We start from the raw sequence: 8,906 nt of genomic DNA on the forward strand, positions 1-8,906 counted from the left end.
AATGCCAGCTTTGACGTAGGCTTTATGAATGCCAACTATGAGCGCCATGGCCTGCCTGTGATTAGCCAACCAGTTATTGATACCCTTGAGTTTGCCAGAAATCTCTATCCAGAATACAAGCGCCATGGCCTAGCTGCTCTGACCAAACGCTTCCAGGTTTCCCTGGAACACCATCACATGGCCAATTTTGATGCCGAGGCCACTGGCCGCCTCCTCTTCATCTTCATCAACGATGTGCGCGACCGCCATGGCATCACTGATTTGGCGGAATTGAACAGCCGTCTGGTACGGGAGGATTCTTATAAGAAGGCTAGAGTCAAGCATGCCACCATCTACGTGACCAATCAGGTGGGCTTGAAAAATATCTTCAAGCTGGTCTCCCTCTCCAATGTCAAATACTTTGAGGGTGTGGCCAGGATTCCAAGAACGGTTCTGAACCAGCACCGAGAAGGCTTGATTTTAGGAACTGCCTGTGCGGATGGTGAGGTCTTTGATACCTTGCTGTCACAAGGGTCAGAGGCAGCCATGGAAGTGGTCAGCTACTATGATTTTATCGAAGTCATGCCACCAGCCCTCTATGCCCCCCTTATCGCTCGCGATCTGATCAAGGATGAAGAGGCCATCCGCCAAATTATCCGCGACCTGATTGACCTGGGTCGCAGGGCCAACTTGCCTGTCCTTGCAACGGGGAATGTCCACTACCTAGACCCTGAGGAAGAGATTTATCGGGAAATCATCGTGCGGGCCCTGGGTCAAAGCTCGATGATGAACTGGACCATCGGATCAGGTGAAGATGCGCAACCAGCACCCCTGCCTAAGGCCCATTTCAGGACAACCAATGAAATGCTAGATGACTTTAATTTCCTGGGTGAGGATTTGGCGCGTGAAATTGTTATCACCAACCCCAACCAGCTCCTGGAGCGCTTTGAGGACATCGAGGTGGTCAAGAAAGACCTCTACACCCCTTATATTGAGAGGGCGGAAGAGCAGGTGGCTGAGATGACCTATGCCAAGGCCTTTGAAATCTATGGCAATCCTCTGCCAGACATCATCGACCTGCGCATCGAGAAAGAACTATCTTCCATCTTGGGAAATGGCTTCGCCGTGATTTATCTGGCCTCCCAGATGCTGGTGCATCGCTCTAATGAGCGGGGCTACCTGGTTGGTTCACGGGGGTCTGTCGGCTCTAGTTTTGTCGCCACCATGATCGGGATTACAGAAGTCAATCCAATGCCCCCTCACTACGTCTGTCCAAACTGCCAGCACTCCGAGTTCATCACAGATGGCTCCTACGGTTCTGGTTTCGATATGCCGGATAAAAACTGTGAAAAATGTGGCCATGCCTACAATAAGGACGGTCAGGACATTCCCTTTGAGACCTTCCTTGGTTTCGATGGGGACAAGGTGCCCGATATCGATTTGAACTTCTCTGGAGATGACCAGCCCGATGCCCATTTGGATGTCCGGGATATTTTCGGGGAAGAATATGCCTTTCGGGCAGGTACCGTAGGTACCGTTGCTGCCAAAACAGCCTATGGCTTTGTCCGTGGCTATGAGCGGGACTATGGGAAGTTTTATAAGGATGTGGAAGTGGAGCGCCTGGCTGCTGGAGCGGCTGGGGTCAAACGGACAACTGGTCAGCACCCGGGTGGTATCGTTGTTATTCCAGATTATATGGATGTCTATGACTTTACCCCTGTTCAATATCCTGCCGATGACAACACTGCTGCCTGGCAAACCACCCACTTCAACTTCCACGATATCGATGAAAATATCCTCAAGCTCGATGTCCTGGGTCATGATGATCCCACCATGGTTCGAAAACTCCAGCAACTGTCTGGGATTGATCCAAGGTCTATTCCCTTCGATGATCAGGGAGTTATGGCCCTCTTTAGGGGGACAGAGATTCTCGGCGTCGAACCGGAACAGATTGGGACCCCAACTGGGATGTTAGGGATTCCAGAGTTCGGAACTAACTTTGTTCGGGGCATGGTAGAAGAAACCCACCCGACCACCTTCTCTGAACTCCTCCAGCTATCTGGCCTTTCCCATGGAACGGACGTTTGGCTGGGCAATGCCCAAGACCTGATTAAGGCTGGAATTGCGGATCTGTCCACCGTTATCGGCTGTCGGGATGACATCATGGTTTACCTCATGCATGCCGGCCTCCCGCCAAAGATGGCCTTTAACATCATGGAGCGGGTGCGTAAGGGTGCCTGGCTCAAGATTTCAGAAGAAGAGCGCAATGGCTATATCCAGGCCATGAAGGACAACAATGTTCCTGACTGGTACATCGAATCTTGTGGGAAAATCAAGTACATGTTCCCTAAGGCCCATGCGGCCGCCTATGTAATGATGGCCCTACGGGTAGCCTACTTCAAGGTTCATCATCCGATTTATTACTATTGTGCTTATTTCTCCATCCGTGCCAAGGCCTTTGATTTGGCAACCATGAGCGGTGGCTTGAATAAGGTCAAGGCCAAGATGGACGAAATCGCTCTCAAGAAGAAAAACAATGAAGCCTCCAATGTGGAGAATGACCTTTACACCACCTTGGAAATTGTCAATGAAATGTTGGAGCGCGGTTTCAAGTTCGGCAAGTTGGACCTTTACAAGTCTGATGCCATTGAGTTTTTGATAGAAGGAGACACCCTCATTCCGCCATTTGTGGCCATGGATGGTCTGGGCGAGAACGTTGCCAAACAGCTGGTCGCAGCCCGAGAAGAAGGAGATTTCCTCTCCAAGACAGAGCTGCGCAAGCGGGGCGGCCTCTCCAGCACCCTGGTCGAAAAAATGGATGAGATGGGCATTCTGGGCAAGATGCCAGAGGATAACCAACTCAGCCTCTTTGATGAATTGTTTTAAGCAAGGCCTTGTTTCCTGGAAACAGGCCTTTTCTCTATGAAAATGAAATGAAAATGTCAAATCGTTGACAGGAAAGAAAAATGGGTATATAATCACTACATAGTAATAAAATAAAGTGAGGAAATCCTATGTCAAACTTTGCAAGCCTACAAGAAAAACGCCGTACCATCTATGCCTTGGGTAAGGACCTGCCAGTATCTAATGAAGAAGTGGTCGCAACTGTTGAGAAGGCCATGAAAGAATCGCCATCAGCTTTCAACTCACAATCCAGCCGAGCAGTAGTCCTCTTCGGAGCTGAATCAGAAGCCTTCTGGAATGAAATTGCTTATAGCGAATTGGAAAAAGTGACCCCTGCTGAAGCCTTCGAAGCGACAAAAGGCCGCTTGTCTGGCTTTGCGGCTGGCGCTGGTACCATCCTCTTCTTCGAAGACCAAGATGTGGTTAAGGGCCTCCAAGAAAGCTTCCCGCTTTACGCAGAAAACTTCCCAATCTGGTCTGAACAAACTCACGGTATCAACCTCTATGCTGTTTGGTTGGCCTTCGCTGAGAAAAATATCGGCCTCAACGTGCAGCACTACAACCCATTGGTAGACGCTCAAGTAGCTGAAAAATACGGCATCCCAGCCAACTGGAAACTCCGTGCTCAAGCACCATTTGGCAGCATCGCAGCACCAGCAGCTGACAAAGACTATATGTCGGATAGTGACCGTGTAAAGGTTTTTGGTAACTAATCAAGTTTCCAGTTTGTCTTATTAGGTCGTTAACTTGTCTTGGCGAGTGTCAAACCTCGGCAGAACAACTGATAGAAACTGAGCATTTCACATAGCCAAATTAAGGCTTTATTGATGAAACTTCCTGCATCTGTGGGAAGTTTTTTTCACTTTCCAGCCCCGAATTATGGTACAATAGTAAGGTATATCAAGCAAAAGGAGAATCTCATGGTTTTACCAAATTTTAAAGAAAACCTAAAAAAATATGCTCACCTCTTGGTGAAGCAGGGAATCAATGTCCAGCCAGGCCACACGGTGGCTTTGACCATCGCTGTAGAACAGGCAGAATTGGGTCGTCTCTTGGTGGAAGAAGCCTATGCTCTGGGAGCGGTTGAAGTCATGGTTACCTGGACAGATGACTTTGTCCTCCGCCAGCGCTACCTTAATGTCCCAAGTGAGCGCCTGGAAAATGTACCCCAGTACCGGATCGAAGAAATGAACTATGTCCTAGATAAGAAGGCCAGCCGTCTGGTCATCCTCTCAGACGCACCAGATGCCCTGGACGGGGTTGATCCAGAAAAACTGTCCACCGCAACTCGGGCCCTCAATATTGCCCTTAAGCCCCTGCGCTTGGCTAGTCAGGCCAATAAAATCAGCTGGACTTTGGGAGCCGCATCAGGTCTTGCCTGGGCCAAACAAGTCTTTCCAGATGCTGCCAGCGATGAGGAAGCAGTAGATCTTCTCTGGGACCAAATCTTCAAAACCTGTCGTGTCTACGAAGAGGATCCTGTACAAGCCTGGATTGAGCATGAAGCCCGCCTGGATGAAAAGGCAGCCGTCCTCAACAAGGAGCAGTTTGTCAAATTGCATTACCGGGCACCAGGAACAGACCTGGTTCTGGGTATGCCTAAAAACCACATCTGGGAATCAGCAGGTTCCATCAATGCCCAAGGCGAGCATTTTGTGGCCAACATGCCGACTGAAGAAGTCTTTACAGCGCCCGATTTTCGTGTGGCAGATGGCTATGTAACCTCCACCAAGCCCCTCAGCTACAATGGTAACTTGATCGAAGGCATCAAGGTGACCTTTGAAAATGGCCAGATTACAGATGTTTCAGCTGAAAAGGGCGACGAAGTGATGAAGAAGTTGGTCTTTGACAACCGTGGTGCCCGTGGTTTGGGTGAAGTTGCCCTGGTACCAGACAAGAGCCCGATTTCTCAGTCCAATATCACCTTCTTGACCACTCTCTTTGACGAAAATGCCTCCAACCACCTGGCTATCGGAGCTGCCTATGCCTTTTCGATTGAAGGTGGTACAGAGATGACAGAAGAAGAACTGCAAGCAGCTGGTATGAACCGGTCCGATGTCCATGTGGACTTTATGATTGGTTCAGACAGGATGGATATCGATGGTATCCGTGCGGATGGTACTGTTGTGCCAATCTTCCGTCAGGGAGACTGGGCTATTTAAGGAAAAGAGCGGTCTCAGACTGCTCTTTTGCTCATTCAACACTAAAGGAGAAAAGAAGATGGCAAAGATTCAATACAAGTGGGCGACCTTGGGAACAGGTGTGATTGCCAATGAATTGGCAGAGGCGATGAGCGCTTTAGGTGGACAGCTCTATTCGGTTGCCAATCGGACCTATGACAAGGGCCTGGCCTTTGCGGAAAAATATGGGATTGAAAAAGTTTACAGGGAAATTGATGAGGTCTTTGAGGACCCAGAGGTGGACATCATCTATATCTCCACTCCTCACAATACCCACATTTCCTATCTCCGCAAGGCTCTTGCGGCTGGAAAACACGTTCTCTGTGAAAAGTCCATCACCCTCAATAGCGAGGAATTGGAAGAGGCCATTGCCCTGGCTGAAGAAAACCAGGTCCTTCTTGCGGAAGCCATGACCATTTTCCACATGCCCCTCTATCGTAAGCTGAAGGAACTTGTCGATTCTGGAAAACTGGGTCCCCTCAAGATGATTCAGATGAACTTTGGTTCCTATAAGGAATACGATATGGCCAACCGCTTTTTCAATCGCCAACTGGCAGGCGGTGCCCTTTTGGACATTGGGGTCTATGCCCTATCCTTCATCCGCTGGTTCATGGATGAGACGCCAGACCAGCTGGTCTCCCAGGTCAAGCTAGCTCCATCAGGAGTGGATGAGCAGGCCGGCATCCTCTTAACCAATCCAAGTGGGCAAATGGCAACGGTGGCGCTCAGTCTCCACGCCAAGCAGCCCAAAAGAGGGATGTTAGCCTATGATAAGGGCTATATCGAAATCTACGAATACCCCCGCGCTCATAAGGCGGTCATCACCTACACGGAAGACGGCCGTCAAGAAATCATCCAAGCGGGTGATACCAAAGAGGCCCTCCGTTATGAAGTCTTGGACATGGAGGCAACCGTCTCTGGGCAAGCCGACCACAGCTACCTAACTTATAGCCGGGATGTCATGGCCCTCATGACCCAACTCCGCAAGGATTGGGGTTTGACCTATCCTGAGGAGGAATAAGGTAAAAAGACTTGGATTTCCAAGTCTTTTCCTATCTATTCAATAATCAAGAGTCCGTCCTTGACAGCAAGGGGATGCTCTGGGTCGATGCGGTCGTAGAACATGATACCATTGATGTGGTCGATTTCATGCTGGACGACAATGGCATTAAAGCCCTTGAGTTTCAGTTTTTGCTTTTCGCCGGCCTTGTTGAGATATTCAACAGTGATGCGGGCGTGGCGGATGACATAGCCTGGGACTTCGCGGTCCACCGATAGGCAGCCTTCCCCGCCTTCAACAGCGGCCTCTTGGACTGAGTGGGAAATGATGCGGGGGTTGTACATGATTTCCTGGAGGGCATAGGCTTCCTGAGGAGGATTGCCTTCTTCATCCTCTGGGTTTGGGACGAGGACTGCGATGATGCGGCGGCTGACATCCAACTGGGGAGCAGCTAAGCCCACTCCGCCTCGGAGATTCATTTTTTCAGCCATGACAGGGTCTTGGGAATGCTTCAGGAATTGCAGCATTTTTTCGCCTAAAATAATATCCTGATCGGATAGGGGAAGTTCGACTTCTTGGGCAGTCAGACGCAGGGTTGGATGCCCTTCACGGATAATGTCATCCATGTCGATGAGATGGGAAGGTTTGGTCAGTTTTTCAATTGCAGACATTTCATTTCTCTTTCTGTTTTCAGTACTAGTAGTATACCATGAATGGGCAGATTTTTAAATAGCCAGGATTAAGGGTGGATCCGCAGTTTTTCTAAGGTCTTTCGGTCGCAAATCTGGTAGTCTTTCCCCTGTTTGCTGATGATTTTTTTCTCCAAAAAATCCTTGATGGTGCGAAGGAGGTGGCGGTAACTGGTTCCAAAGGAATCGGCCAGAAGGTGGAGTTCCAGCTGAAAGTGGCCCTGATTCTCGATGCTGAGGATATGGGTGGCCAGGCGTTCCTTGACCGAGTAGCCGATATTGGAGGCGGCCTGGATATTTTGCTGGTAAAGGCTGGTGGCTAGGCCTTTTCCGACCATGAAGAGGAAGGTTGGATCGCTGAGAAGTTCTTGCCGATTCGACAGGGGAAGTTGGACCACCCAGACCTTTTCTAGGGCGATGACAGAGGAGACGATGGCCTGGCCTGTCAGCAATTCGATGTCCCCGATCAGATTAGGACGGCTGGAAATGTCTAGGATATAATCTTTTCCATTGAAGAGCCTGCGGACAATCTTGACCTTGCCCTTGACCACTAAGGAAAGGGCGGTCAGCTGGTCATCCTGCTGGCAGATGGCTTCTTCTGCCGCATAGGCGACTAGGCGGAGTTGAGACTGGTAATGGTCTGGAAAAACCTGGCGGATTTCTGGGCTTGTCAGGAAGGTTTGGATTATTTTTGTTTCTTTAATGATTTCCATAAGTATATTTGTGACATTTGTCCTATTTTCTTTCTTTGCTTTCTATTATACTAGAACTTGCTAAAAAAGAATATTCAGGTGAACTATGAAACAGATAATCGAAAAAATCAGCATTCTCTCCCTTTCGCTGATGCTGGTTTCGACCTTCGCGGTCTCTCCAGCCCTGCCCCAAATGGTGGAGCATTTTGGCCAGCAAGGCTATGCAGCCTCTCAGGTGGAGTTGCTGATCACTATTACCTCTCTCTTTATCATGGTCAGCCTCCTAGCTAACCCCCTCTTTATCCGCTTTTTCTCAGAGAGAAGCCTGATTGTTTTAGGCTTGACCTTGATGGCGCTAGGTGGGGCCCTGCCATTTCTTCTCCCCCAATATGCCTTGGTTTTCCTATCCAGGTGCTTACTGGGACTGGGGATTGGGCTCATCAACGCCAGGGCTATCAACATCGTGGGTCTTTTTTACCAAGGAAAGGAACGAATCCAGATGATGGGGCTGCGGGGCTCTTTTGAGGTCCTGGGGAGTGCTAGCTTGACCATCTTGGTTGGCTGGCTCAGTGGCTTTGGCTGGCAGGCGGCCTTTTTGGCCTACCTGGTGGCCCTCATCATCCTCTTTCTCTTTGTGACCTTTGTCCCCAAGAGGGAGATGGTGGCAGAAGAAGCTTCCAGCGAAAAGCCTAAGTTGACCAAGGACCTCTTGAAAATGGGCCTGGGTCTGGCCTTTCTAGCTTTCTTTGTCATCAATGTTAATACCTTCATCACCATCCGAATCCCCCTCCTTGTGACCAATCAGCAGCTGGGAACGGCCGTTCAGGCCAGTTGGATTTTAGGGGGCATGCAGCTGATGGGTATCCTCTCAGGGGCTCTCTTTGGTTTCTTGGTGGGACGGCTCAAGGATTGGCTTCTGCCTCTGGCCTATGTGGTCTTTGGCTTGGCCATCCTGGTAGTTGCCTTCTCCACTGATTTATTGGTCTTGGCTTTGGGGGCCATGGTATCGGGCTTCTTTTACAGCGTGGTCCTCAATATCGTCTTTAGTCGGACGACGGAGAAAACACCGCCTGCCCTGCTGACTCTGGTCATGACCTTGGTGTTGATGGGCTGTAATATTGGTGGAGCAACGGCCTCTATCCTGCCAACCTTTTTGGAAACCCTCAATCCAACTCCAACTGGAGCCTTTGGCATCTATGCTTTCGGTTGTGCCCTGGTCAGTTTGGCCTTGATTGTCCAACAAGTAAGGAGAAAAAAATCTGCTTAAGTTTTCTGCAAGAATTCTTTTAGGAAACTTTAAGGAGCCGGGTTTATACTAAGTTCATCCTAGTAATAGGAAAACAAATTTTCTTTTTCATATATCTCCTAGAAAGAACGCTGAGCTATCAGCGTTTTTTCTATTTTTGTCCTGAATTTCTGCTATAATGGGTCTATGCGATTGGATAAATTTTTAGTGGGCTGC

Annotated in this window: 7 protein-coding genes; 5 read left to right on the forward strand and 2 right to left on the reverse strand. The window is 49.4% G+C overall.

What is annotated here, in order from left to right:
• From ACEYCN_RS04480 to ACEYCN_RS04495, 4 genes are all read left to right on the forward strand, one after another.
• A partial coding sequence (locus ACEYCN_RS04480; protein ID WP_373713101.1) for a PolC-type DNA polymerase III occupies positions 1–2,865 on the forward strand: 2,865 nt, incomplete at its 5' end.
• Positions 2,866–2,993: 128 nt separating this feature from the next.
• On the forward strand, positions 2,994–3,596 hold the full coding sequence (locus ACEYCN_RS04485) for a nitroreductase family protein (protein WP_373713102.1): 603 nt from the start codon (positions 2,994–2,996) through the stop codon (positions 3,594–3,596).
• A 207-nt stretch (positions 3,597–3,803) separates the two neighbouring features.
• On the forward strand, positions 3,804–5,045 hold the full coding sequence (locus ACEYCN_RS04490; protein ID WP_373713103.1) for an aminopeptidase: 1,242 nt from the start codon (positions 3,804–3,806) through the stop codon (positions 5,043–5,045).
• 58 nt (positions 5,046–5,103) lie between these two features.
• On the forward strand, positions 5,104–6,084 hold the full coding sequence (locus tag ACEYCN_RS04495; RefSeq protein WP_373713104.1) for a Gfo/Idh/MocA family protein: 981 nt from the start codon (positions 5,104–5,106) through the stop codon (positions 6,082–6,084).
• A 35-nt stretch (positions 6,085–6,119) separates the two neighbouring features.
• Here ACEYCN_RS04495 and def read toward each other — a convergent pair whose 3' ends face one another.
• Both def and ACEYCN_RS04505 read right to left on the reverse strand, forming a co-directional pair.
• A complete protein-coding gene (gene def / locus ACEYCN_RS04500; protein WP_373713105.1) occupies positions 6,120–6,734 on the reverse strand; it encodes a peptide deformylase in 615 nt (204 codons plus the stop codon).
• Between the two features lie 68 nt (positions 6,735–6,802).
• Positions 6,803–7,465: a cyclic nucleotide-binding domain-containing protein gene (locus ACEYCN_RS04505; RefSeq protein ID WP_373713106.1), complete on the reverse strand. Its 663-nt coding sequence runs from the start codon at positions 7,463–7,465 to the stop codon at positions 6,803–6,805.
• 85 nt (positions 7,466–7,550) lie between these two features.
• Between ACEYCN_RS04505 and ACEYCN_RS04510 the strand changes: the two genes are divergently transcribed.
• Positions 7,551–8,711, forward strand: coding sequence for an MFS transporter (locus tag ACEYCN_RS04510; protein ID WP_373713107.1), 1,161 nt, complete (start codon positions 7,551–7,553; stop codon positions 8,709–8,711).
• Positions 8,712–8,906 lie beyond the last annotated feature (195 nt).

The organism is Streptococcus sp. (genome assembly GCF_041802885.1).
In the GTDB taxonomy this organism is placed as follows: domain Bacteria; phylum Bacillota; class Bacilli; order Lactobacillales; family Streptococcaceae; genus Streptococcus.